Genomic DNA, 22,804 nt, shown 5'->3' on the forward strand with positions numbered 1-22,804 from the left:
GGCGACCCCCCCCCATCTGGGGGGGTCCCGGCTGTCTCCTTCCGGCCGGGAACGGACACACGCGCTGTAGCCGATGTACAATGGCATACCCCCCAGCGGGGCGGTGCCCATCTTACACTGTTGCCCACCGCCGCTTCGTTTTTCGACTACCGCGTACCGAACCCGGGAATCGGTTGTGTTCGTGCAGGTCAGGTTTACACGTCGAAGTAGAGCTCGAACTCGTACGGGTGGGGGCGGACGTTGATCTCGGCGATCTCGGAGTCGCGCTTGAGGCGGATCCAGGTGTCGATCAGGTCGTCGGTGAAAACCCCGCCCTGCGTGAGGTAGTCGTGGTCGGCCTCGAGCCGGTCGATGACCTGCTCGAGGCTGCCGGGGGTCTGGGTGACCTCGGCGCTCTCCTCCGGGGTGAGTTCGTAGAGGTCCTTGTCGACCGGCAGGGCGGGCTCGATCTTGTTGGTGATGCCGTCGAGCCCGGCCATCATCATGGCGGCGAAGGACAGGTACGGGTTGCCGGAGGAGTCGGGGCAGCGGAATTCGAGGCGCTTGGCGCTGGCACTGGTGCCGGTCACCGGAATGCGGACGGCGGCGGAGCGATTGCGCTGGCTGTAGACCAGATTCACCGGCGCCTCGAATCCGGGCACCAGGCGCTTGTAGGAGTTCACCGTCGGGTTGGTGAAGGCCAGCAGGGACGGCGCGTGGTGCAGCAGGCCGCCGATGTAGTGGCGGGCCAGATCGGACAGGCCCGCGTAGCCGGCCTCGTCGTAGAACAGCGGTGAGCCGTCCTTCCACAGGGATTGGTGCACGTGCATGCCGGATCCGTTGTCGCCGAACAGCGGTTTGGGCATGAAGGTCACGGTCTTGCCGGACTCCCAGGCGGTGTTCTTGACGATGTACTTGTAGAGCATCAGGTCGTCGGCGGCGGCGAGCAGGGTGTTGAATCGGTAGTTGATCTCCGCCTGCCCGGCGGTGCCGACCTCGTGATGCCCCTTCTCCAATTCGAATCCGGCGCGCTGCAGATGGGTGCACATCTGGTCGCGCAGGTCCACGTCCGCGTCATACGGAGCGACCGGGAAATAGCCGCCCTTGGGCCGGACCTTGTAGCCACGGTTGGGGGTGCCGTCGGGATTCGTGCGCCGACCGGTGTTCCAGTCGGCCGACGACGAATCCACCTCGTAGAAGGCCCCGTTCATGGCGGTGTCGTAGCGCACCGAATCGAAGATGTAGAACTCGGCCTCGGGCCCGAAGTAGGCGGTGTCGGCAATACCGGTGGAGCGCAGGTATTCCTCGGCCTTGCGGGCCACATTGCGGGGATCGCGGCTGTAGGCGGCACGGGTGTGCGGGTCGTGGACGAAGCAGCTGATATTGAGGGTCTTGGCGGCGCGGAACGAATCCAGTTGCGCGGTGCGCAGATCCGGTAGGAGCAGCATGTCGGACTCGTGGATGGCCTGGAAGCCGCGCACCGACGAACCGTCGAAGGCGATGCCGTTCTCGACCAGATCCGCGCCGAACATGCTCGCCGGGATCGAGAAATGCTGCTGGATGCCGGGGACGTCGCAGAATCGGATGTCGACGTATTCGACTTCCTCGGCGTCGATGTAGTCCTGTACTCCGTTGATGGTAGGGGTGATCACCGCTCGCTCCTCGTGGCCGCGCACGCCTACCCGATCGGACGGCCCGGTCGGGGTCCGGCGGTCCTGCTCGTGCTAACACGATACGTCGCAGACATCCGGGGATGGACGCGAATGAGACTGTGTTACAAGAGCACTACCGCCTCCCCGAGACGTCAGCGCACCGCAGCGAGCCGTCGAACGTCCTGCACGCGTGCCGGCGGTCGGGCTGTGGCCGAATTCTGGACGTACCCCCGGAGTTACCCACATTTTGCGAAATCAGTTGTTGCGTCCCGATCTACAACCATCTTTGTCACTGTGCACAAATCCGCCCCCGCAGATCTTCGCCATTGCCACTGGTCCGCCCGGACCGCTGTGCGGTCTGCTGGAACAGCCCGGGGCCGTCGCCGCCCCGACGATGTTCGATCCAGAGGTAGGTCGTGAGTTCAGTACCGCGTGCGGGGACGGCCCCGCGCACCATGGTCGAGGCGTTCCAGGCCAATGTGGCCCGGTACCCGGACGAGATCGCACTGCGCGCGCTCGGCGGCGCGGTCGTCCTCACCTGGCGCGAATACGGTGATCGGGTCCGCGCCATCGCCGCCGGGCTGGCGGCGCGCGGGATCGGCCGCGGCGACACGGTGGCACTGATGCTGACCAATCGGCCCGAATTCCACCTGTGCGACACCGCGATCCTGCACACCGGCGCGACACCGTTCTCGGTGTACAACACCAATCCGGTGGATCTGCTGGTCTACCAGTTCGGGAACGCGGGCAACCGCGCGGTCGTCTGCGAGGCGCAGTTCGCGCCGCAGGTCCTCGAGGCGGTGGCGAAGGCGGCCGCGCAGGGCATCGCGGTCGAGCACGTGATCTGTGTCGACGAGGCGCGCGAGAGGTGCGTGTCGCTGGCGGAGATCGAGGCCACCGGGGACGGCGGGTTCGACTTCGAATCCGCCTGGCGGGCGGTGGATCCGGAGGATCTGCTGACCATCGTCTACACCTCCGGGACCACCGGCCCGCCCAAGGGGGTGGAGCTCACCCACATCAATTTCCTCGAGAACGCCCGTGTGGTGGACGAATTCGGCGGCGGCTCCCCCGCCGACAAGGTGGTCTCCTATCTGCCCGACGCGCACGCCGCCAATCGCTGGTTCGCGCACTACCTCTCCATGCTGACCGGCAGCGAGATCACCAACCGAGTGCACCGCGGGCGCGACCGTGGACCGCCCCGAACGCATCAAGATCGGCACGGTGGGCCGGCCGCTGCCGGGCGCGGAGGTCCGGATCGCCGCGGACAGCGAGGTCCTGGTGCGCGGCCGGATGGTCATGCGCGGCCACCGCAATGCCGCGGACAAAACCGCCGAGACCATCGACGCCGACGGCTGGCTGCACACCGGCGACATCGGCGAGATCGACGCCGAGGGCTTCCTCCGGATCGTCGACCGTAAGAAGGAACTCATCATCAACGCGGCCGGCAAGAACATGTCGCCGACCAATATCGAGAACACGGTCACCGAGAACACCCCGCTCGCGGGCACGGTGGTGGCCATCGGCGAGGGTCGCGCCTACAACACCGCGCTCATCTGCCTGGACCCCGAGCTCGCCGCCGGCTTCGCCGAACGCCATCAGCTGACCGATCGGAGCCTGCCGGCCCTGGCCGCGCACCCGCAGGTGCTGAAATCCCTGCAAGAGGGCATCGACGCGGCGAACAGCAAGCTCTCGCGAGTCGAGCAGATCAAGAAGTTCGCAGTGCTGCCCGAGGTGTGGGCCCCTGGCAGCGATCACCTCACGGCCACCGGGAAACTCAGACGCAAACCGATAGCTACCACGTACGCCGCTACTATCGACTCGCTGTACGGGTAGTAGGAGAGTGATGCAGGCGCGATTGCGGGACCGAACGCTCGAGGAGCTGTACCGGCGCGCGGTCGTCGCGCGCGCGGAGGTACCGGCCTCGATGCCGCGCTACCGCACCCTGCCCGAACCCCTGGTGGCCGGCGGTTTCGAACGTGGCATCACCCTGAATGTGGACCTGTTCTTCGAGTTCGTGCGCTCCGGCCGCGTGCCCTCGCCGGAGGACACCCAGGAGGTCGTGCAGATCGCGCTGAGCCGGGTCCGCGACGGCGAATCCCTCGAGGACGTGCTGGGCCGCTACAGCATGGGCGCGGAATACCTGTGGTCTCGCCTGAAGGACACCGCCTCCGAGCCGGAGCGGGAACTGCTCGAGGACGTCGCGGTATCGCTGCTGCGGTACATCACCCTGCTCACCACCCGCATCGCCACCGCGTGCGTGCAGCGCGCGCACGATCCGCGCTGGGAGTTGCTGGAACGCCGGCGCGCCATCGCCGACGCACTGCTCGCCGGCCGCGACCCGATCGAGTGGGCGGACGAACCGGCCATCACGGTGCCGGACGCGTTCCTGGTCGCGGCGTTCCGGCTGGGCACGACCCGCAGCGCCGACACCAGCGAGCTGCGGCATCGCATCGAGTCCATTCCGGGTGTGTTCCTGCGGCTGGACAGCGGTGGCTGGACCGCGCTGCTGCCGCTGCAACCCGGCGACGACGGCACCGCGACACTGACCGCACTGACCAGTCGCCTGCCCGGTCCCGCGCGGCCCACGCCCCAGCCCGAGGCGCCGCTGTCCCGGATGGGCCCGCCCGCACCGTTCTGGGTGGGTGTCGCCACCGCCGCGTCGCACGCGGAGGTCCCCGCGATCTTCGCCGAGGCCCGCCTGCTCGCCGAGCTCGGCCGCTGCCTGGACCGCACCCAGCCGGTCTGCCGCCGCCCGGACCTCATGTTCGAATACACCGTCGCCGCAGGTGGTTCCGCCCGCGCGGGGCTGGCGGCCGTGCTCGCGCCGCTGGATTCCCAGCCGCTACTGGCGGAGACCCTGGAGGTCTTCGTGGACACCGGCTTCAATCAGCTGGCCACCGCCCGGCTGCTCACCATCCACCGCAATACCGTCACCTACCGGCTGGCCCGGGTGCACGAACTGACGGGCCTGGATCCGCACCGCCCGACCGACGCCATGACGCTGTCGGCCGCCCGCATCGCCCGGCGGCTCGAAATCGCCTGCTTCGCACCGTAATCCGTCCCCCCGAACCGCCCCGCACGCATTCCTTGTTGCGGGCCTTCATGATTCACCGGCCCCGCCGCTTGGACATTTGCACAATGGCCTGCGCCACAGTCTTGGCGATTGCCGGTAGCGGCGCGCGGGCGCTGTGCGGTCTGCTGAACTCCGACGATGAGGTCGTGCGGGGCGCCGGAGATCCGGCGCACCCGACCGCGGCCTCCCGACCATCCGCAGAGGTAGATCGTTGAGTAGCTCCTTCCGGCCGCGCCGCTGCCGTCTGGCCCCGTGGGCCGTGGCCGGTTTCTCCGTGCTGGCCATGACCGTCACGTCCGCCACCCCCGCCGGGGCCGCGCCGGTGTTCGGGCCGGTGCCCGACGCGCCCGTGAACTTCGGACTCCCGACCGGCTATCAGCCGACTCCCGAGCGGTACGGGGTGGGTTATCAACTGGGACAGGTCGTTCCGCTCTCCGATGGCACCCAGTTGCAGGCCGAGGTGCGCTACCCGACCGATCCGGCGACCGGGCAGCGGGCGGCGGGCGAGTTCCCGGTCGTCGTCAACTTCACCACCTACGGTGCGGTCACCAGCGCGCTCACCGCCGCCATCACCGGCGTCATCGACGACCTGCACATCCAGCTCCCCGACCAGCTGAAGGACGCCCGCCGCATCATCAATCAGGCCACCTCCATGCAGGACATGCTGGTGCGGCACGGCTATATCGAGGTGACCGCGGACGTGCGCGGCACCGGCGGTTCGACGGGCGCGTGGAGTCCGGCTTCCGAGCAGGACGGCAAGGACGGCGCGGAATTGGTGGACTGGGCCGCGCGGCTGCCCGGCTCCAACGGCAAGGTCGGCATGTACGGCTATTCGTTCCCGGGCCTGTCGGCCATGCGGACCGCCGAAACCGTCGGCCCCGATTCGCCATTGAAGGCGATCGTGCCGTTCGCGGTGCCCAACAACATCTTCGACGAGGTGCTCAACCACGACGGCATGATGAGCCCGCTACTGCTCACGGTCATCTCGCTGATGGTCCCCTACCTCAGCCTGATCGGGCCGTTCCTGACCGCCGCGGTCTCACCCCAGATGTTCCTGAAGTCCCTCGGCGATCACCTGCTGGCGCTGGTCGGCCCGGACACCAGCACCGTGAAGCTGCTGTTCGACGCCTACACCGGCGGCTCCACCGCCTACGACAACTCCTGGTGGCAGGACCGGCGTTTCGAGACCGGCCTGCACAACCTGGTCGACAACGGCATCGCCATGTACCAGGTGGACGGCTGGTGGGATCTGTATCAGGAAGGCGCGGTGCGCAATTACGCGCAGCTGCAGAACCTGGCGGCCGGCCGCGACCAGTTCGCGCCCATGGCTCCCGGCCAGCAGGCCGACGGGCGCTACCAATTGCTCATGGGCCCTTGGTATCACGTCGGCCTGGGGCTGGGGCCGGGCTCGCGCATGGACACCGATCGGATCACCCTGGCCTGGTTCGACCGGTGGCTCGAGGACATTCACAATGGCGTCGACGAGACCGGTACCCCGCTGCACGTCATCGACGCCGGCAACAATGCCGCCGACACCGCGCGCTATCCGTTCGAGCAGGCGGCCGTCCAGCAGCGCTATTTCGACGGTGACCGGCTCGTCGCGGACCAGCCGACGTCCGCCGACGCCTCCGATCGCCTGAACTACACCGGCATCGACAACATCTGCAATCGCGAGTCGCTGGGTCAGTACACGGCGGGCCTGCTCGATTTCGTGTTCCGGATCTTCACCGTCTCCAACCCGTGCACCGAATGGGTGCAGAATCCGACGGTGGGCCTGCGCTACACCATGGACCCGGTGACCGAGCCGACCGTGCTGGCCGGGCCGTCGAGCGTCACCCTGTACGCCTCCTCCACCGGCACCGACGCGGCGTTCCAGGTATGGCTCGACGATGTCGCGCCGGACGGGACGGCCGTGAACATTACGGGCGGTTCGCAATTGGCCAGCCAGCGCACCCTCGACGACGGCAAGACCTGGACGACCGCCGACGGCACCGTCTACGCGCCCGAGCACACCGTGCTGAAGGAGAACGAGCAGCTGCTCACGCCGGGCGACGTGGTGAAGATGGAGGTCAAGATCCGGCCCGCCTTCCACCGGCTCGAGCCCGGCCACGCGCTGCGGCTGCGCATCAGCAGCGGCACGTTCCCCTCGACGATCCCCGATCCAGCGGATCTGGGCCGGCTGCTGGGCACCTCGCAGCAGATCCAGCAGAACGCGGCATATCCGTCGGCGCTGGTGGTTCCACTGCGCGCCGCTACAGGTGCATCCAGTTCGGCCACACCTGTGACCACGGCTGCTTCGGGCCCGAGCACTTCCAGATGGTGACGTCCTGGGTATTGCCCTTGAAGCCCAGCCTGGTGTCCACCTTGCCGACGGGTTCGACGTGCTCGAACTGGCTGCGCAGCACCGCCTCGGAGCTGCCGACGGCCAGCACCACGGTGGCATCGCCGGGCGGGGCGCCGAAGTAGCCGAAGCCGCGACTGGGGCTGTACAGCGGCGGTAGCCGGTCGCGGCCGAGCTCGTCGAGCGCGCTCGCCTGCCAGTAGGTGTCGGTGATGATGATCGCGTGCGCGCGCTCGGCCGGGGTGAGCGCCCGGTAGGCGCGGGTCACCTCGTCGGTGAGCTCGTGCCACCCGAAGGAGCCGTACACGCCGATATTGATGGCGGCCTGGGCGTCGTCACGGGGCGGATGCACCTGATCAGCGGGCCGCCACGGGGTCGAGTACAGGGTGAAAACCGTTGCGCCCAGCGCCAATACGGCCACACACACGGTGAGCGCCCGGCGCCACACCGGGCCGACCCGCTCGGCCGTGCCGACCACGCCGACCGCGCCCGCCGCGATCAGCACCGCGTACATGCCCGCCGCGTAGTAGATCCGCCCGCCGGTGATCAGGAACGCCGCGTACAACAGCAGCGGGGTGACACCCAGAAACCGGAAGGGCCTCAGCACATCCCAGCGCAGCAGCACCCACAGTCCCCACACCAGCAGCAGAGCGCCCAGATATCCCGCCAGGCTCACCGACATCGGCACGAACAGCAGCCGCCCGCCCAGGATCCCCTGCTCGGATCCGATCACCCCGCCCATCTTCAGCTGCGGCCAGGAGTGCCGGGCCTGCCAGATCAGTTCGGGCACCGTGGCCGCCACCACGATCGCTCCGCCCACCCACAGCAGCGGCCGCCGCACCAGCTCGCGCGGCCCGCACAGCAGGCTGCTCGCCGCGACCGCGATCCAGAAGAACGGGATCAGCCACTTCACCTGCATATCCAGCGCGGTGACCAGGGCGGCGGCCAGCAGCAGCCGGTCGTCGCGGGTCCGCACCCAGCGCACCACCAGCCAGGTGATGATCACCCACAGCGCGGTGTCGACGGCATTGGTGGTGAGCATGGTCCCCTGCAACAGCAGGAACGGCGAGCTGGCGTACCCGATCGCGGCGAGCAGCTGCGCCCACCGGCCGCCGTCGAATTCCCGCGCAAGTACGGCGCACAGCACGATCGCGGTCACCGTCAGCGCGACCGACGGCAGCCGCAGCACGAAGAACGATCCGGGCGCGAGGCTGTCCATCAGCCACGCCAGCAGCGGCAGCACCGGCCCCTGATCGGCGTACCCGAACGCCGGCCGCCGGCCCGCGGCCAGGAAGTACAGCTCGTCCCCGAAATACCCGTACCGGCTCGCCGACAACAGCAGCACCACCGCCGCCGGCACCGCGACCGTCGCGACGGTCCACCACGCCATGGGCGGGCGTTCCTCGGCCTTGGCGTGCCGTCCGGCACCGAGCGGCCGAGCTGGGCGATTCATCACATCGGTCAACGCGCACTCCTCGCCGGCGGGTCAATGCTGCGAACACTCCGGAATCTACAGCTTATTTCCAGCAAATTCCGGACACGGCGACACGAGATCTATACTCGATGCCGGTGTGACTGCCGCACAACGCGTTTCAGCGAAGGAGGACGGCATGACCGACCGAACCCCCGAGACCAATCCCTACGGGACCCCGACCACCACCGGGCCGGAGACGATCCGGTCCTATCAGAACCTGCTCAATACCTTCATTCGCGGCCTGCTGCGGGTGCCGGTGCTGTCTGGCCGGGTCGGCAAGCGGCTGTGCGTGCTGCACGTGGTGGGGCGCAAATCGGGCAGGCACTACGACGTGCCCGTCGCCTACACCCGCCATGACGGCGACATCCTGGTCGGCACCGCCAAGCATCCGTGGGTGAGCAATATCCGCAAGGGCGTGCCCATCGAGGTGTCCTTCGGCGGGCCCAGGCACACCGCCGACGCCGAGGTGGTCACCGATGCCGAATCGGTGGTGCGGTTGTCGGAGGTCATCGCCCGCGACAACGAGCAGTGGGCCAAGTTCAACGGCATGGGCGTCGACGCGGCGGGCAATCCGAACCTCGCCGATGCCTACCAGAGCTGGCAGCAGGGTTGTGTGATCATCCGGCTCACGGTGCGCTGATCCCCTGGCCCACGGTGCGCTGATCCTCCGACTCACTGTGCGCCGAGCCGCCCACCGGGCGTCAGTCGGCGCGCCGGGCCTGGACGTAGTCCTCGGCGTTCAGGCCGACCAGCACCTGACGCACCAGCGGCGGGGCCCACGAGGCGGAGGCGTCGTGGCCGACCACCGGATCGGTGAGGGTCACCGTGTGCCCGCGGGTCTCGAACTCGAAGGTCCCCGCCGCCCGAATGTTCTTCAGCCAGTCCACGTCCCGCCCGTAGGTCAGTGCGATGCGGTAGCCGCCGTCGCGCTCGAAGACCATGACGGGGGACCGGTAGACACGCCCGGACCGACGACCGCGGTGGATCACGATCCCGAAGAACGGCGCCACCCGGGCCCCGACCCCCAGTACCGGGTTGCTGACCCGCCGATTGATCCTCGCGAGTACCTGCGGCAGCGGCATGATCTCGTCCTCCCTGACGAAAACGGTTGCGCCCCTGAGGCTACGCCGGGAGCCGGGAGCCCGCGCGGCATCGCTACTGTGCACAGCAGGGCGCCGGGTCCCGCGGCGCGGCAGGAAGGAGAGCCCGGTCCATGCCGGAGATGATCGCGGTGTACGACGCCGCCGGTCGTGAGATCGGCGCGCAGGAGCGCGCGGTGGTGTACGCGGAGGGCCTGTGGCACGCCAGTGCGGGCGTGCTGGTCCGCTCGGGCGACGGGTCGAAGGTATACGTGCACAAGCGGACCGATACCAAGGCCGTTTTCGCCGGCATGCACGACTGCCTGGCGGGCGGGGTGCTGGATCCGGGCGAGGAACCGGCCGCGGCGGCGGTCCGGGAGCTGGGCGAGGAACTGGGCATCGAACTGGGCCCGCACGATGATCGGCCGCTGCCACTGGCAAGCGCGTCCTGGGACGGCGAGTGGGCGGGGCGGCCGATGCGCTGCCACCTGTTCGCCTATGAGCTGCGCTACGACGGGCCGATCCGGCACCAGCCGGAGGAGATCGCGGACGGCTGGTGGTGGTCCGACGAGGAGCTGCGGTCGCATCTGGAGAACCCGGCGTGGCCGTTCGTGCCCGATACCCGGGTGCTCATTCCGGACCTGCTGCGCTGAGCCCACGAACGCCGACGGCCCACCGAATCCCGCGCGATTCGATGGGCCGACGTGCTACTGCGGTTTCAGGCGGTCGGCGTGGTGCCGCCGGCACTGCCGCTGAACAGACCCTGGATGGTCTTGATCAGAACCGAAGCCAGGAAATCCGAAGCGGATCCGGACACGGGGTACTCCTCATCTTTCAAATGACATGTCGAGCATGTGAATCATGCACGGTTCACATTCGAGGGAAGCCATTTCTCGAGGAAACATTTTCCGAACCCGACGAGAGCTACACGGTAGAACGCGTTCCACCAGGGTTTATATCGGTTTGATAAAATTGTGACTTACATCACATAATGGCCGGAACGCGCTACTTCCCGCCCTCTGCGAGGGTGACCGGCTGTGCGACGTAGGAACTCCCGGTGACATCGACTCCCTGGGACTTCAACTGGTCCAGGGCCTTCGTGACGTACTCGACGCTGTACGCGGCGGCGTCGGGATCCTTGGTGAGGACGGTCTTGCCCTCCTGATTGCGGGCGGTCTTCGCGATCGAGACGGTGCGGTCCCACGCCGCCTGGTCGATCATCCCGATTCCGCTCGGAGACGGCCAGATCAGCTTGTTCACCTCGGTGATCTGCCACTGCTGATGACTCGCGCCCAGGGTCGACCCGGCGGCCACGGTCAGATCGCGGCACTTGTCCACATTGTCGCGGCAGAACGCCCAGCCCTTCAGCGAGGCGGCGATGAATTTCACCGTCTGATCGGCGTACTTGGCGTCCTTCAGCTTGTCGGTGTTGGCCCAGATGGCGTCCTGGAGCATGGCCACACCCTGGCCGTTCCAGTCGAGGGTGGCGAAATCGTCTGCCGTGTACAGCTTTCCGGTGGCGGGGTTCTTCACCTCGAGCAGTTGCGCGTACTCGTTGTAGGACATGGCCTGGGCGGCGTCGATGTCGTGGGCGAGGAAGGCGTTCATGTCGAACTGCTGCTGGACCAGGGTGACGTCCTTGGCGGGGTCCAGGCCGGCCTTGGTCATGCCGGCGAAGAGTTCGAATTCGTTGCCGTAGCCCCAGTTTCCGACCTTCTTGCCCTTCAGGTCGGCGGGGCCGTTGATGCCCGCGCTCTTGAACGACACCTGTTTGGTGCCGGAGCGCTGGAAGATCTGGGCGACATCGGTGATGCCCGCACCGGCCTCCCGGGAGGCGAGCGCCTTGGGCACCCACGCGATGGCGTAGTCGGCCTGTCCCTGCGCCAGGACCGTCTGGGGCACGATATCGGTGCCGCCGTCGAGGATCTGGACGTCGAGGCCCTGCTCCTTGTAGTAGCCCTGGGCCTGCGCGGCCAGGTAGCCCGCGAACTGGCCCTGCTTGAACCATTGCAGTTGCAGCTTGACCTTGGTGAGCCCGTCGGCGGTGGTCGAGGAATTGTCGGTGGTGCTGCATCCGGACAGTGCCGCCACCGCCAGGGTGGCGGCGGCCAGCACGGCCCGGATGCGGAATCTGCGGGTGGCACTTCTCATTTCGATCTCCCAGGGATGGTGCGGGGTCTGCGGGTGAGCTGTTCGAGCAGCAGCACGGCGGCCAGGAACACCAGGCCGAGGATCATGGCGGCGACCACGTAGGCCCAGGCGCGCGGATAGGCGGTATTGGCCGCCGCGGAGGTGATGCGGCTGCCCAGTCCGTGCTGGAGACCGCCGAAGTATTCGGCGATGATCGCCGCGATCACCGCACCGGGCGCCGCGATGCGCAGACCGGTGAACAGGTACGGCAGCGCGGCGGGCAGGCGCACGGTGCGGGTGATCTGCCAGCCGGTGGCGGCATAGGCGGTCATGAGGTCTTCGTGCACCCGCGGGACCTGACGCAATCCCCGTGTGGTGCTGACGAAGACGGGAAAGAACACGACGATGGTGGCCACCAGCCGGCGCGGCAGGTCGGTGGTGGTGGAGTACATGGAGTTCAGCAGCGGCGCCAGCGCTACGATGGGCACCGCCGCCGCGCCGGCCGCCAGCGCGCCGAGCACCCCGTCGACCACCCGGAAGCGCACGGCCACCGTGGCGGCCGCCATGCCGAGCACCGCACCGGCGAGCAGGCCGGCCAGCGCGTTCTTCCCGGTGGCCAGAGCGGCCTCCAGGATGGCGTGGTGATTGTCGGCGAACGCCTGTCCGATGGCGCTGGGCGCGGGCAGCAGGAACGACGGGACGCCCGCCGCGACGGTCAGCACCTGCCACAGCACCAGCAGGGCGACGCCGAAAAGCACTGGCGGCAACCAGGATCGGAGCACGCGGGTCATCGCATGTCCCGTCCGGCGGCGCTTTTCGGCGTGCCTGCGCCGCCGTGCCCCTCATGCAGGGCGGCGCGGACCGCGGCCACAGCGGTGAAGAATTCCTCGCTGGACCGGACCTCGTCGTCGCTGTGGCGGTCCCGGCCGCCGGTGGACAACACCTCGGTGATGCGCCCGGGACGCGGGGTCATGACCACCACGCGGTCGGAGAGGAAGACCGCCTCCGGGATCGAATGCGTGACGAAAACCACTGCGGCGCCGGTCTCTTCGGCGATGCGCAGCAGTTCGCCCTGCATGCGCTCACGGGTCATCTCGTCGAGCGCGCCGAACGGCTCGTCCATGAGCAGCAGCGGTGGTTTGCGGGCCAGCGCGCGGGCGATGGCGACGCGCTGCTGCATGCCGCCGGACAGTTCGGCCGGGAAGCGCCGCGCGAATTCGGTCAGGCCGGTGATCTCGAGCAGTTCGGCACTGCGGGAGCGCCTTTCGGCCTTGCACACCCCGTGCAGCTGCAACGGCAGTTCGATGTTCTCCTGCACGGTCCGCCAATCCAGCAGTCCGGCCTGCTGGAAGGCGATGCCGTACTCCTGATCGAGCCGGGCCTGCCCGGCCGTCTTCCCGTGCACCACAACGGTTCCCAAGCTCGGCTGCTCCAGGTCGGCCACGATGCGCAGCAGCGTCGACTTGCCGCACCCGGACGGGCCGATCAGGGAGACGAATTCACCCGCCGCGACGCCCAGGCTCACGTCCTCGAGCGCGGTCACCGCGCCGGCGGCGAATATCTTGCCGACGCCACGCAACTCGACGGCGGGTATGGCCGCGGCCACCGCCGGTTCCGGTGCGGCCGCGGATGTCTCGACGGTCACGGGGTACCTCCGAACGAACGAACGGGTAGAGCGATGGTCACCGGGCCGCTCCCGCGGTGTGGCCGGGCCGGGCATAGCGGCGCAGCAGCACCTCGGCGAGCGAGACCAATCCGGTGAGCACCACACCCAGCAGGGCCGCCGCGATCACCGCGGCGTACAACCGCGCCGCATTGCCGGTCGACTGCTGGGAGAAGACGATGATCTGGCGGCCGATCCCGCCCGCGGTGCCGGTCGAGATCTCGGCCACCACACAGCCGATCACCGCGGCGGCGGCGCCCAGCCGCAGGGCGGGCAGGATGTGCGGCACCGCCGCGGGCAACCGCAGATGTATCAGGGTGGCCCACCATCCCGCCGCGCAGCTGTGCAGCAGCTCCACCGAAGCCCGTGCCGGAGACTGCAATCCGCGCAGCGTGCCGATGGCGACCGGGAAGAACACCAGGTAGGACGCGATCACCACGATGCTCATCCACGGCTGCCAGGGCCGGCCCGCGATGACGATCTTGCCGCCCCACCCCGCCACCAGCGGGGCAAGCGCGATCAGCGGAACGGTCTGCGAGACGATCACGTACGGCAGCAGCCCGCGCTCGACCCACGAGAACCGTTGCATGAGCACCGCCAGCGCGACACCGACCACCGTGCCCAGCACCAGCGCCAGCAGCGCGAGTTCGAGCGTGAAGCCCGCCGTGCGCAGCAGGGTCGCGCCGACGGTGGTCTTCCCGTCCCGTTCCCCCAGGACGGTCAGCACCGCCCAGGAATGCGGCAGCGCGCCGTCGGAGGTGCGGGGCAGGACGCGCTGGTTCCCGATGCTCACGCCATTGGCCGGAACCAGCGCCTTCACCAGCTCCCAGATCGCGATGAGCAGGGCGAAGGCCACTATCGGATACAGCAGCCGCCACCCGCTGACGCGGCCTGCGAGGGCGGTGCGGATGAACGAGAATTCCTGCGGCTCGGTACTGGTCGGGGACGGTAGGTCGGTCGTCGTCACGCTCACGATCCGGTCACCGTGGCCTCGATCGGATGTGCCAGGCGCGGCAGCACGGATTCGCCGTAGGCCTCGAGAGTGGAGGTCTTGGCGTCGTGTTGCAGGTAGACCGCGAACTGATCGACGCCCATGGCCTCGAGCTCGCGCAGCCGGGCCAGGTGCTCGTCCGGGGTGCCGAGAATGCAGAAGCGGTCCACTATGTCGTCGGGAACGAACTCGGCGTGCACGTTTCCCGCCCGGCCGTGCTCGTTGTAGTCGTAGCCGCGCCGCCCGGCGATGTAGTCGGTCAGCGCCTTGGGCACCTCGGAGTCGGAGCCGTAGCGGGCGACGATGTCCGCGACATGGTTGCCGACCATGCCGCCGAACCAACGGCATTGCTCGCGTGCGTGTTTCAGCGATCCGACGGTGCCGTCGGTGATGTAGGCGGGTGCCGCCACGCAGATGGTGACCTCGCCCGGGTCGCGGCCCGCGCGTTCGGCGGCGGCCCGGACCCGGGCGATGGTCCAGGCGGTGATGTCCGGGTCGGCGAGCTGGAGAATGAACCCGTCGGCCACCTCGCCGGTGAGATCCAGGGCGCGCGGACCGTATCCGGCGACCCACACCGGCAGCCGGGAGTCCCGCGCCCACGGGAAGCGGACGGTGGTGTCGCCGATGTGCGCGCTGCGGCCGTTGCCCAATTCCCTGATGACGTCGATGGATTCGCGCAGGGTCGCCAGGGTGGCGGGCCGCCCGCCCAGGGTGCGGACGGCCGAATCGCCGCGGCCGATACCGCAGATGGTGCGGTTGCCGAACATGTCGTTGAGGGTGGCGAAGGTGGAGGCGGTGACGGTCCAGTCACGAGTGGACGGGTTGGTCACCATCGGGCCCACCATGACCTTGCGGGTCGCGGCGAGAATCTGGCCGTAGATGACGTAGGGCTCCTGCCACAGCAGGTGCGAATCGAAGGTCCACACGTGCGAGAACCCGTGTGTCTCCGCGATTCTCGCCAGTTCCACCACCCGTGACGCGGGCGGCGTGCACTGCAGCACCACACCGATGTCCATGCGGCACTCTCCCCTCGTAGCTCGGGTTCGTCAGATGAGGTTCTGGGACAGGCCGCGTTTGACGTACCGGCCGTGACCGGCGCTGCCCAGGTACTGCCCCGCGTCGACGATCACCCGGCCGCGCGAGAGCACAGTGTCCACGTGCCCGTCGATCTCGAAGCCCTCGTAGGCCGAATGGTCCATGTTCATGTGGTGGGTCTTGCCCAGTCCGATGCTGGTGTGCCCGTGGGGGTCGTAGATCACCACGTCCGCGTCCGCGCCGGGGCTGATGACGCCCTTGCGCGGGTAGAGCCCGAACATGCGGGCCGGGGCGGTGCAGCACACCTCCACCCATTTCTCGAGGGAGATGCGGCCGTCCTCGACGCCCTGGAACATCAGGTCCATGCGGTGCTCGATGCCGCCGATCCCGTTGGGAATCTTGCTGAAATCGCCGAGGCCGAGCTCCTTCTGGTCCTTCATGCAGAAGGGGCAGTGGTCGGTGGCCACGGTGCTGACGTCGCCGGTGCGGATGTAGCGCCACAGCTCGTCCTGATGACCTTCGGCGCGGGCGCGCAGTGGCGTCGAGCACACCCATTTCGCGCCCTCGAAACCCGGTGCGCCCAGGTTCTCCTCGAGCGAGAGGTACAGGTACTGCGGACACGTCTCGCCGAAGACGTTCTGGCCCTTGCCCCGTGCCTGCGCGATCTGTTCCAGGGCCTGCTTGGCGGAGACGTGGACGACATAGAGCGGGGCGCCCGTCAACTGCGCCAGCATGATCGCGCGGTGGGTGGCCTCCTCCTCCATCTGCCACGGGCGTGTGACGCCGTGGTAGTACGGCGCGGTCTCGCCCCGCGAAAGCGCCTGTTCCACCAGCACATCGATGGCGATCCCGTTCTCGGCGTGCATCATGAGCAGGGCGCCGAGATCACCCGCGGTCTGCATGGCGCGCAGGATCTGGCCGTCGTCGGAGTAGAAGACGCCCGGGTAGGCCATGAACAGCTTGAAGCTGGTGACGCCCTCGGACACCAATTCGCTCATGCCCTTCAGGGATTCGGCATCCACCGAGCCGACGATCTGATGGAACCCGTAGTCGACGGCGCAGTTTCCGGCCGCCTTCTCGTGCCACAGCGCCAGGCTGTCCTGGACCCGCTCGCCCGGCTTCTGCACCGCGAAGTCGACGATGGTGGTGGTACCGCCCCACGCGGCGGCGCGGGTGCCGGTCTCGAAGGTGTCCGACGCCTCGGTACCGCCGAAGGGCAGCTGCATGTGGGTGTGGCCGTCGACGCCGCCGGGGATCACGTACTTGCCGGTGGCGTCGATGACGGTGTCGGCGGTGGCGGCCAGGTCGGCGCCGAGCGCGGTGGATCCCGGCTGCACCACCGCGGCGATGGTCTCGCCGTCGATGAGGACGTCGAGGGGCTGGGATCCGGTGGCGGACACCACGATTCCGCCGTGGATGAAGGTCGTGCTCACGGCTCCACCAGCTTTCCGTAGGCATCCGGACGCCGGTCCCGATAGAAGGCCCAGCGGTCGCGCACCACATTGATCAGGTCCATGTCCAGGTCGCGGACCACCAGCTCGGGGTCGGTGTCGGAGGCGACCTCACCCACGAACTGGCCCTCGGGGTCGACGAAGTAGCTGGTGCCGTAGAAGTCGTCGTCGCCGTACTCCTCGACGCCCACCCGGTTGATGGCCCCGATGAAGTACTCGTTGGCCACCGCCGAGGCGGGCTGCTCCAGCTTCCACAGGTAGCTCGACAGTCCGCGCGAGGTAGCCGAGGGATTGAACACGATCTCCGCTCCGGCCAGGCCCAGCGCCCGCCAGCCCTCGGGGAAGTGCCGGTCGTAGCAGATGTAGACCCCGACTCTGCCGACAGCGGTGTCGAAGACCGGCCAACCCAGATTGCCGGGGCGGAAGTAGAACTTCTCCCAGAACCCGTTGACCTGCGGAATGTGGTGTTTTCGGTACTTGCCGAGGTAGGTCCCGTCGGCGTCCACGACCGCCGCCGTGTTGTACAGCAGTCCCGGCTGCTCCTGCTCGTAGACGGGCAGCACCATCACCAGGCCGAGCTCGCGGGCCAGCGCCGCGAACCGCTCCACGGTGGGGCCCGGCACCGATTCGGCGTAGTCGTAGAACTTGGTGTCCTGGACCTGGCAGAAGTACGGCCCGTAGAACAGCTCCTGGAAGCAGATCACCTTCGCCCCCGCCGCAGCAGCCTGCCGCGCGTAGTCCTCGTGCGCTTTGATCATTGACTCTTTGTCGCCGGTCCAGCTCGTCTGCACCAGCGCCGCTCGAACAATCGCCATAGTTTGTGATACTGCACCTGAAACGAATTCGCTTGTGTTACAAGATGAAGGAAACGATTTCGTGACCGTAAAACCTCCGGCGCACCCGTCGGAGCCACCCCAGTCCCCCTCGCACACTGAGTCTGTGACCGCCGAATCCGCCGCCGACCTGGCCGCCGCCGCACACGACCGCACCGCGGCCGGGATCGCGGCCGGAATCGGCCAGCGGATCCGGTCCGGCGCGCTGGCACCCGGCACCCGGCTGCCCACCGTGCGCGAGGTGGCCCGGGAGCTGAAGGTCTCCCCCGTGACGGTCAATCAGGCGTGGCGGGCGCTGGCGGCCGCCGGGGCAATCGTGGCGCGCGGCCGGGCGGGTACCTTCGTCCAGGACGCGCCGCACGCCCCGCGCGCGCCCGCCGCCGGACGCTATCAACGCCTCCACCCCCACTCCGACAGCGTCTTCCGCATCGACCTCTCACGCGGCACCCCCGATCCGGCGCTGCTCCCCGACCTCACCGCCGCATTGCGCGGTCTCGGCGACGACGGTCGCATCGACGACCTGTCGGCCACCTACCTCGGCGAGGCCGTGCTCCCCGAGCTCGAGGCCGCCGTTCGCGCGGACTGGCCGGCCCGCGCCGAACGATTCACCATCCTCGACGGCGCACTCGACGCCGTCGACCGCCTGCTGGCCGCCCACGTCCGGCTGGGTGACGCGGTGGCGGTCGAGAACCCGTGCTTCCCGCCGTTTCTGGACCTGCTGGCCCGGCTCGGGGCGCGTCCGGTTCCCATCGATCTCGACGAATCCGGCATGCGTCCGGATCGGCTGGCCGCCGCCCTGGCGGCCCGCTCCCCGGTCCTCGTGCTGCTCCAGCCGCGCGCCCAGAACCCCACCGGCGCCTCGCTGTCGGCCCGGCGGGTGCGCGAACTGGCCGACGTGCTGGCCGATGCCGCGGTCGTCGCGGGCGGCACGCCGGTCATCGTCGAGGACGACCACAGTTCGGGCATCACCCACGCGCCCCTGCGCTCCCTCGCGGCCCGCCTGCCGACCCGCACCGTGCACATTCGCTCCTACTCCAAATCCCACGGCGCGGACCTGCGCCTGGCCGCTGTCGGCGGCCCCGCCGACCTGCTCGACCCGCTCCTCGAACGGCGCATGCTGGGACCCGGCTGGACCAGCCGGCTGCTCCAGCGGGTACTGCTGCACATGCTCACCGACGACGCCGCCCGCACCACCGTCACCACGGCCCGCGGCATCTATCGCGCACGCGCCGACGCCCTGCGAAAATCCCTGTCGCACCACGACATCCGTCTCCCCCGCGGCGACGGGATCAACCTGTGGTTCCCCGTCACGGACGAGAACGCCGCCATGATCTCCTTGGCCGCCGCCGGCATCAAAGCGGCCCCGGGCGGCCCGTTCGAGGTGACCGACCACCCCCACACCGACCACCTGCGCCTCACCGTCGCCGCCCTCGCCGACTCCGTAATCCCCGAGGTGGCACGGCATCTCGCCACCGCCGCGGTGGCCGTGCCGACCTACCGCCGGGTCCGGCGGGCCTGACACCGCATCCCACCCAGCGAGCAATCGCGGGTCACGCCTGCCCCGGACCAGTAGGAACGATTTCGACCCCGTCCTATCGAGGAGACCCCATGGACCAGTTGGAAACCCGACTCGCCCTGCGCGAACTGACCGAGCGCTACGCCTCCCACGCCGACCGCCGCCGCGATGCGGCGATCGCCGAACTCTTCACCGCGGACGGCACATTGGTCATCGAGTGGGGTGGCGAGCAGCCCACGACGACGGTGCGCGGCCGCGCCCGGATCGAGGCGGCCATGCGGCCCCTCGACCGCTACCGCATCACCCGGCACGTGATCGCCAACCAGCTGCTGGATTTCTCCGGTGACGAGGTGCGGGGCGAAACCTATTGCACCGCTTCCCATGTCTACGACGATGCCGAAGGCTCCCGGGTCTTCGTCATGCACATCCGCTACGACGACACCTTCGCCCGCGACGGCGGCGCGTGGCGGTTCCGGCAGCGCCGGCTCATCGTCGACTGGACCGAGGATCGGCGGCTGCGCAGCACCCGGTGATCACGGTCCCCGCGTGTGATTGCCCCCACCGGGACCATGCCGTCCGTTACAGTCGCCCGGCACGAACCGATGCTCTCATCGATGCGCACTGTCAATCGACGTTCCATGGAGGGGTACATGAACACGATCACCCGTAGCGTCACCGGCCTGGCCACCGCGGCCGCCCTCACCGGTGCCGCCCTCGTCCTCGGCACCGGCCCCGCGGCCGCCGACGACTGGCCGGTCCAGCAGGACCGCAGCCCCATCTACGTTTTCGAGACCCACGACTTCCTCACCCCCGGCGACCCCGACTTCTGGAACCCGCTGGTCAACCGTGCCCGCCTCACCTCGCCGTACGGCACCTCGACCCGCATCGTCTGCTCCGGCTTCCACGGCGTCACCACCAACTGCGTCCAGGCCGACGCCGACGGCAACCCGCACGCGCTCAAGCGGCTGCCGTTCAACTTCCCGAACGTGAGCGGCTCCGGCGCCCCGGGTGGCGGTGTCTCGCACTGGATCTACCCCGGCTTCATCCCCGGGATCAGCTGACCCGTACCGCCTCCGCGCGTGCGAAGGGGCTCGCATCCGAAAGGATGTGAGCCCCTTGGCTTTTCCGGCTTACAGGTATTGGCCGGTGTTCGACTCGGTGTCGATGGCGCGGCTGGCGCTGGCGTTCTTCCCCGTCACCAAGGTGCGGATGTAGACGATGCGCTCGCCCTTCTTACCCGAGATGCGGGCCCAGTCATCGGGATTCGTGGTGTTGGGCAGGTCCTCGTTCTCGGAGAACTCGTCCACGATCGAATCGTAGAGATGCTGGATGCGCAGACCCGGATTGCCGGTTTCCAGGACGGACTTGATGGCGTACTTCTTGGCCCGGTCCACGATGTTCTGGATCATGGCGCCGGAGTTGAAGTCCTTGAAGTACAGGACCTCCTTGTCACCGTTGGCGTAGGTGACCTCCAGGAAGCGGTTGTCCTCGGACTCGGCGTACATGCGGTCCACCACGCGTTCGATGGTGGCCTGCACGCACTTGCCGCGATCGCCGTCGAACTCCTGCAGATCCTCGCTGTGCAGCGGCAGCGTCTCCGTCAGGTACTTGGAGAAGATGTCCTGCGCAGCTTCGGCGTCCGGGCGCTCGATCTTGATCTTCACGTCCAGGCGGCCGGGCCGCAGGATCGCGGGATCGATCATGTCCTCGCGGTTGGAGGCACCGATCACGATCACGTTCTCCAGGCCCTCGACGCCGTCGATCTCCGAGAGCAGCTGCGGCACAACGGTGGTCTCCACATCGGAGGAGACACCCGAACCGCGGGTGCGGAAGATCGAATCCATCTCGTCGAAGAACACGATCACCGGGGTACCCTCGGACGCCTTCTCGCGGGCCCGCTGGAAGATGATCCGGATGTGGCGCTCGGTCTCACCCACGAACTTGTTGAGCAGCTCGGGGCCCTTGATGTTCAGGAAGAACGACTTGGCTTCCTTGGCATCCTCACCGCGCGCCTCGGCGATCTTCTTGGCGAGCGAGTTGGCAACGGCCTTGGCGATCAACGTCTTACCGCAACCGGGCGGACCGTAGAGCAGCACGCCCTTGGGCGGGCGCAGCGCGTACTCGCGGAACAGATCCTTGTGCAGGAACGGCAATTCGACCGCGTCGCGGATCTGCTCGATCTGGCGCGAGAGACCGCCGATGTCCTCGTAGCCGACATCCGGCACCTCTTCGAGCACCAGGTCCTCGACCTCGGCCTTGGGGATCCGCTCGAAGGCGAATCCGGCCTTGGTGTCGACCAGCAGCGAATCACCCGGCCGCAGCTTGCGAATCGGACGATCCGGATCCTCGAGGTCGTCCACGTCGACCAGCGCGGACAGCGGCCCGGACAACCAGACCACCCGCTCCTCGTCGGCATGCCCGACGACCAGCGCGCGGCGCCCGTCGTCGAGAACCTCACGCAGCGTGCCGATCTCACCGATGGAATCGAAACCGCCCGCCTCGACCACGGTCAGCGCCTCGTTGAGACGCACGGTCTGCCCGTAGTGGAGGGTGGTGGTGTCGATGTTCGGCGAACACGTCAGCCGCATCTTGCGCCCGGAAGTGAACACATCGACCGTCTGATCGTCGTACACGCCGATGAGGACGCCGTAGCCCGAGGGTGGCTGGCCGAGGCGGTCCACTTCCTCACGGAGAGCGACCAGTTGCTGGCGCGCTTCCTTCAAGGTGTCCATCAGTTTGGTATTGCGAATCGTCAGCGAATCGACGCGCGCTTCCAATTCCCGTGTGCGATCCGGCGTGTCGGCGAGTTGCCTCCGGAGTGCAGCGGCCTCGGCGCGTACTGCCTCGAGTTCCCTCCAGGCGGCCGAATCCGAATGTTCGATGGGGCTCATGATGCTGCTCCTCCCAGTCCCGGTCTATCAACGCTACCGGGCTCTAACCGTTCCCGCTTTCCGACATGGTTTCGTCGTGATCACATCTAGGCTGCGGCCTGCAGGCCGGACGAGCATGTTAGCCTGCCCTAACCTGTTTCCGGCGAGTTAATCGCCGGACCGAGCCGAAAGGCGCCGTTGATGCTCCTTCCCACCAGTCGTACTCCTGGTATGCGCAACGTCACGTGGACGCTTCGTGTTTCCGTGGCTACCGTCGCGGCCTTCGCGGCCGTTACGGCAACTGTGACCGGCTGCGGCTCCGACGACAAGGGTTCTTCGTCCTCGACCACCACCGTGTCGGCCACCGCCGCCGCGCCCGCGCCGACCGCGGACGCCCTGCAGGGCGTGCTCACGGCCTTCGCCGACCCGGCGAAGCCGGCTGCCGACAAGGCCAAACTAGTCGTCGACGGCGACAAACGTCTCGGAAATATCGACACCATGAACCAGGGACTGGCGCATTACCAGGTCGGGTTCACCGTCGGTGAGATCAAGCAGGACGGGACCAAGGCCGACGCGAAGGTGTCGGTGACCTCCCCGCACGGCACCATGCCCGATGTCCCGATGACCTTCCAGTACAGCGACGGCGCGTGGAAACTCTCCGACGCCGGCGCCTGCACCATCCTCGGCATGGCCCGCGCGGCCTGCCAGTAACCATCC

General features: G+C 68.2%; 19 protein-coding genes and 1 pseudogene. 9 read left to right on the forward strand and 11 right to left on the reverse strand.

All coding sequences use genetic code 11. From position 1 onward, the window contains the following. Positions 1–194: 194 nt before the first annotated feature. Entirely contained in the window at positions 195–1,631 is a 1,437-nt protein-coding gene (glnA, locus tag ACFXHE_RS22640; RefSeq protein WP_379385935.1) for a type I glutamate--ammonia ligase, read from the reverse strand. 455 nt (positions 1,632–2,086) lie between these two features. Here glnA and ACFXHE_RS22645 point away from each other — a divergent pair. The 3 genes and pseudogenes from ACFXHE_RS22645 to ACFXHE_RS22655 all read left to right on the forward strand — a co-directional run bounded on the left by ACFXHE_RS22645 (position 2,087) and on the right by ACFXHE_RS22655 (position 7,027). Continuing rightward, positions 2,087–3,464: pseudogene (locus ACFXHE_RS22645) on the forward strand (AMP-dependent synthetase/ligase). A 10-nt stretch (positions 3,465–3,474) separates the two neighbouring features. Then, a complete protein-coding gene (locus tag ACFXHE_RS22650) occupies positions 3,475–4,686 on the forward strand; it encodes a PucR family transcriptional regulator (RefSeq protein WP_379385936.1) in 1,212 nt (403 codons plus the stop codon). Between the two features lie 229 nt (positions 4,687–4,915). After that, positions 4,916–7,027, forward strand: coding sequence for a CocE/NonD family hydrolase (locus tag ACFXHE_RS22655; RefSeq protein WP_379385938.1), 2,112 nt, complete (start codon positions 4,916–4,918; stop codon positions 7,025–7,027). On the opposite strand, the gene ACFXHE_RS22660 is transcribed toward ACFXHE_RS22655, so the two are convergent. Continuing rightward, a complete protein-coding gene (locus tag ACFXHE_RS22660) occupies positions 6,957–8,501 on the reverse strand; it encodes a glycosyltransferase family 39 protein (RefSeq protein WP_379386406.1) in 1,545 nt (514 codons plus the stop codon). The two genes, ACFXHE_RS22655 and ACFXHE_RS22660, sit on opposite strands and share 71 nt — an antisense overlap. A 154-nt stretch (positions 8,502–8,655) precedes the next feature. Between ACFXHE_RS22660 and ACFXHE_RS22665 the strand changes: the two genes are divergently transcribed. Next, a complete protein-coding gene (locus ACFXHE_RS22665; RefSeq protein ID WP_379385940.1) occupies positions 8,656–9,159 on the forward strand; it encodes a nitroreductase family deazaflavin-dependent oxidoreductase in 504 nt (167 codons plus the stop codon). A gap of 61 nt (positions 9,160–9,220) precedes the next feature. Here ACFXHE_RS22665 and ACFXHE_RS22670 read toward each other — a convergent pair whose 3' ends face one another. Continuing rightward, complete coding sequence (locus ACFXHE_RS22670; RefSeq protein ID WP_379385942.1) at positions 9,221–9,601, reverse strand: nitroreductase family deazaflavin-dependent oxidoreductase; 381 nt, start codon at positions 9,599–9,601, stop codon at positions 9,221–9,223. A 131-nt stretch (positions 9,602–9,732) separates the two neighbouring features. Between ACFXHE_RS22670 and ACFXHE_RS22675 the strand changes: the two genes are divergently transcribed. Next, entirely contained in the window at positions 9,733–10,251 is a 519-nt protein-coding gene (locus tag ACFXHE_RS22675) for an NUDIX domain-containing protein (protein ID WP_354832126.1), read from the forward strand. Positions 10,252–10,603: 352 nt separating this feature from the next. On the opposite strand, the gene ACFXHE_RS22680 is transcribed toward ACFXHE_RS22675, so the two are convergent. The 7 genes from ACFXHE_RS22680 to ACFXHE_RS22710 are packed head-to-tail and all read right to left on the reverse strand — an operon-like array spanning position 10,604 to position 17,683. Beyond that, a complete protein-coding gene (locus ACFXHE_RS22680; protein ID WP_379385944.1) occupies positions 10,604–11,749 on the reverse strand; it encodes an ABC transporter substrate-binding protein in 1,146 nt (381 codons plus the stop codon). Beyond that, a complete protein-coding gene (locus ACFXHE_RS22685) occupies positions 11,746–12,519 on the reverse strand; it encodes an ABC transporter permease (protein WP_379385946.1) in 774 nt (257 codons plus the stop codon). The genes ACFXHE_RS22680 and ACFXHE_RS22685 overlap by 4 nt, the downstream gene beginning before the upstream one ends. After that, complete coding sequence (locus ACFXHE_RS22690) at positions 12,516–13,373, reverse strand: ABC transporter ATP-binding protein (RefSeq protein ID WP_379385947.1); 858 nt, start codon at positions 13,371–13,373, stop codon at positions 12,516–12,518. Before ACFXHE_RS22690 ends, ACFXHE_RS22685 begins: the two co-directional genes overlap by 4 nt. Before the next feature lie 37 nt (positions 13,374–13,410). Continuing rightward, positions 13,411–14,364, reverse strand: coding sequence for an ABC transporter permease (locus ACFXHE_RS22695; protein ID WP_379385949.1), 954 nt, complete (start codon positions 14,362–14,364; stop codon positions 13,411–13,413). Further along, on the reverse strand, positions 14,361–15,398 hold the full coding sequence (locus ACFXHE_RS22700) for a TIGR03842 family LLM class F420-dependent oxidoreductase (protein ID WP_379385951.1): 1,038 nt from the start codon (positions 15,396–15,398) through the stop codon (positions 14,361–14,363). The genes ACFXHE_RS22695 and ACFXHE_RS22700 overlap by 4 nt, the downstream gene beginning before the upstream one ends. Positions 15,399–15,428: 30 nt before the next feature. Further along, entirely contained in the window at positions 15,429–16,850 is a 1,422-nt protein-coding gene (hydA, locus tag ACFXHE_RS22705; RefSeq protein ID WP_379385953.1) for a dihydropyrimidinase, read from the reverse strand. Then, positions 16,847–17,683, reverse strand: coding sequence for a nitrilase-related carbon-nitrogen hydrolase (locus ACFXHE_RS22710; RefSeq protein ID WP_379385955.1), 837 nt, complete (start codon positions 17,681–17,683; stop codon positions 16,847–16,849). Before ACFXHE_RS22710 ends, hydA begins: the two co-directional genes overlap by 4 nt. Before the next feature lie 124 nt (positions 17,684–17,807). On the opposite strand from ACFXHE_RS22710, the gene ACFXHE_RS22715 reads away from it, so the two are divergent. From ACFXHE_RS22715 to ACFXHE_RS22725, 3 genes are all read left to right on the forward strand, one after another. Continuing rightward, the gene (locus ACFXHE_RS22715; RefSeq protein ID WP_379385957.1) at positions 17,808–19,220 is read left to right on the forward strand and encodes a PLP-dependent aminotransferase family protein; all 1,413 of its coding nucleotides are present in this window, start codon (positions 17,808–17,810) and stop codon (positions 19,218–19,220) included. A gap of 89 nt (positions 19,221–19,309) precedes the next feature. Continuing rightward, positions 19,310–19,750 (forward strand): nuclear transport factor 2 family protein, encoded by a 441-nt coding sequence (locus ACFXHE_RS22720; RefSeq protein WP_379385959.1) that lies wholly within the window; start codon positions 19,310–19,312, stop codon positions 19,748–19,750. Between the two features lie 117 nt (positions 19,751–19,867). Beyond that, the gene (locus tag ACFXHE_RS22725) at positions 19,868–20,278 is read left to right on the forward strand and encodes a hypothetical protein (RefSeq protein WP_379385961.1); all 411 of its coding nucleotides are present in this window, start codon (positions 19,868–19,870) and stop codon (positions 20,276–20,278) included. Positions 20,279–20,347: 69 nt separating this feature from the next. Here the strand turns inward: ACFXHE_RS22725 and arc are convergent, their stop codons facing one another. Continuing rightward, complete coding sequence (gene arc / locus ACFXHE_RS22730; RefSeq protein ID WP_379385963.1) at positions 20,348–22,108, reverse strand: proteasome ATPase; 1,761 nt, start codon at positions 22,106–22,108, stop codon at positions 20,348–20,350. Positions 22,109–22,351: 243 nt separating this feature from the next. Here arc and ACFXHE_RS22735 point away from each other — a divergent pair, with 243 nt between their 5' ends. Next, positions 22,352–22,798 carry a hypothetical protein gene (locus ACFXHE_RS22735; RefSeq protein ID WP_354832102.1) on the forward strand — a complete coding sequence of 149 codons (447 nt, stop codon included), beginning with the start codon at positions 22,352–22,354 and terminating at the stop codon, positions 22,796–22,798. The last annotated feature ends 6 nt before the right edge of the window (positions 22,799–22,804 follow it).

The sequence above is a fragment of the Nocardia sp. NPDC059229 genome (genome assembly GCF_042754165.1).
Lineage (GTDB): Bacteria > Actinomycetota > Actinomycetes > Mycobacteriales > Mycobacteriaceae > Nocardia.

What these genes read in the sequence shown, in the direction of transcription:
- ACFXHE_RS22700 (WP_379385951.1), bottom strand. Translation starts at nt 15,398, where the DNA reads ATGGACATCGGTGTGGTGCTGCAGTGCACGCCGCCCGCGTCACGGGTG.
- ACFXHE_RS22710 (WP_379385955.1), bottom strand. Translation starts at nt 17,683, where the DNA reads ATGGCGATTGTTCGAGCGGCGCTGGTGCAGACGAGCTGGACCGGCGAC.
- ACFXHE_RS22670 (WP_379385942.1), bottom strand. Translation starts at nt 9,601, where the DNA reads ATGCCGCTGCCGCAGGTACTCGCGAGGATCAATCGGCGGGTCAGCAAC.
- ACFXHE_RS22685 (WP_379385946.1), bottom strand. Translation starts at nt 12,519, where the DNA reads ATGACCCGCGTGCTCCGATCCTGGTTGCCGCCAGTGCTTTTCGGCGTC.
- arc (WP_379385963.1), bottom strand. Translation starts at nt 22,108, where the DNA reads ATGAGCCCCATCGAACATTCGGATTCGGCCGCCTGGAGGGAACTCGAG.
- ACFXHE_RS22720 (WP_379385959.1), top strand. Translation starts at nt 19,310, where the DNA reads ATGGACCAGTTGGAAACCCGACTCGCCCTGCGCGAACTGACCGAGCGC.
- ACFXHE_RS22725 (WP_379385961.1), top strand. Translation starts at nt 19,868, where the DNA reads ATGAACACGATCACCCGTAGCGTCACCGGCCTGGCCACCGCGGCCGCC.
- ACFXHE_RS22665 (WP_379385940.1), top strand. Translation starts at nt 8,656, where the DNA reads ATGACCGACCGAACCCCCGAGACCAATCCCTACGGGACCCCGACCACC.
- ACFXHE_RS22650 (WP_379385936.1), top strand. Translation starts at nt 3,475, where the DNA reads ATGCAGGCGCGATTGCGGGACCGAACGCTCGAGGAGCTGTACCGGCGC.
- ACFXHE_RS22675 (WP_354832126.1), top strand. Translation starts at nt 9,733, where the DNA reads ATGCCGGAGATGATCGCGGTGTACGACGCCGCCGGTCGTGAGATCGGC.
- ACFXHE_RS22680 (WP_379385944.1), bottom strand. Translation starts at nt 11,749, where the DNA reads ATGAGAAGTGCCACCCGCAGATTCCGCATCCGGGCCGTGCTGGCCGCC.